Annotated in this window: 3 protein-coding genes and 1 pseudogene; all 4 read left to right on the forward strand. The window is 33.6% G+C overall.

Annotation, left to right across the window (positions count from 1 at the left end; translation table 11 throughout):
* A pseudogene (locus V7149_RS25190) lies at positions 1-223 on the forward strand (GNAT family N-acetyltransferase); the annotation flags it as partial.
* Positions 224-266: 43 nt separating this feature from the next.
* Positions 267-464 (forward strand): hypothetical protein, encoded by a 198-nt coding sequence (locus V7149_RS25195; protein ID WP_335348302.1) that lies wholly within the window; start codon positions 267-269, stop codon positions 462-464.
* Positions 465-524: 60 nt separating this feature from the next.
* Entirely contained in the window at positions 525-743 is a 219-nt protein-coding gene (locus tag V7149_RS25200; RefSeq protein WP_335348305.1) for a tyrosine-type recombinase/integrase, read from the forward strand.
* A 235-nt stretch (positions 744-978) separates the two neighbouring features.
* Positions 979-1,304: GNAT family N-acetyltransferase (locus tag V7149_RS25205; RefSeq protein WP_335348303.1), on the forward strand; the 326-nt coding region annotated here is incomplete at its 3' end.

A 1,304-nucleotide genomic window follows, 5' to 3' on the forward strand; every position in this document is an offset into this window, starting at 1 on the left:
GGGCTAAATCGTATTGTAGCGATTACTACTAAAGACAATCACGCTTCAGCCAAGCTTCTCGAAAAAGTGGGGTTGCAGTTTGAACGATTGGTTAGAATGCCTAATGATCCTGAAGAACTTAAACTATTTGCCACGATAGAAAAAAATGAAAAACCATATAAATAACCATCATGAATCATTCGATACAAAAATGATTCTAGATCAATTAACTGCTACCTTTTGATGCGTTTACCAATCAAAATGGAATTAAACCTAATATACGTGTATTGTACGAATTATTTGTTCCAGAAGCTGTGATCATTAAAAATACGGATTCGTCTCCTGTCATTTACGATCTTCAGCAGTTTATCGAGCCTCGTGAGAAACTATTGGGAGAAGGGCATTTGATTGACTTTAAGGAAGAAGAAACGTACGAGATCACAGAGATTTTCGGCAATATTGCTCACCGCTTCAGTCTATATTGAAAATCTGGAGTGTTATCTGGCGAAGCTTTTGCTACAATGGGCACGAAAACCATACAATTTATGAGATATATTATCAAACACATATCAAATCGTGCTGGGATAAAAAAGAGTATTCATCCTCATCAATTACGACACAGCTATGCTACACATATGATTAATAAAGGTGCGCCACTTGAAGTGATCCAGAGCTTGCTTGGTCATGAGAAGAGTGAGACCACAAAAATATATGCCCAGCTAAGTGGAAAGTTGAGGCACGATTTTTATAGTAAATATTTTTGAAAATTTAACGGAAATTGAGGCATGCATATAAAAAGGCATGCCTTTTTGTTATCGGGCAAGATTGTTGAAGAACTTTTAGTCAATTAGAATATTCGAGTTTGAATTTATCATTAAAATTGTCAAGATTTTACTTAAACTAATTGATGAAGGTTGATTTAGTAAGGAAACGTTATAATATAGGTGAAAGAATTTCATATATGTGGATTTAATTAATAGCCATTCAAGGGGGAGAATGATGTACACATATTTAGAGTTTGAAAATAAAATGGCTGATGAATTAGTAGAATTTTTAACATCAGAAACATGGAGTTTTCATGGACAGGAGAATCCTACTGAGGAGTCTATAAGAGAAAATTTAGCCAATGGGAATTATAATGAAAACGGGAACCAAACATTCTGGATCATGGATAATCATACAAAGATTGGTTTAATAAGAATTTTTGATTTAGAAGATCCCATATGTTTATTCGATTTGCGATTGAAAGAAAAGTTTAGAGGCAAAGGAATAGCAAAGCATATTCTTAATTGGTTAAGTACTTATGTATTCAATAATTACACTCA

Source organism: Bacillus sp. JJ1503, assembly GCF_036965125.1.
Classification (GTDB): domain Bacteria; phylum Bacillota; class Bacilli; order Bacillales; family Cytobacillaceae; genus Cytobacillus.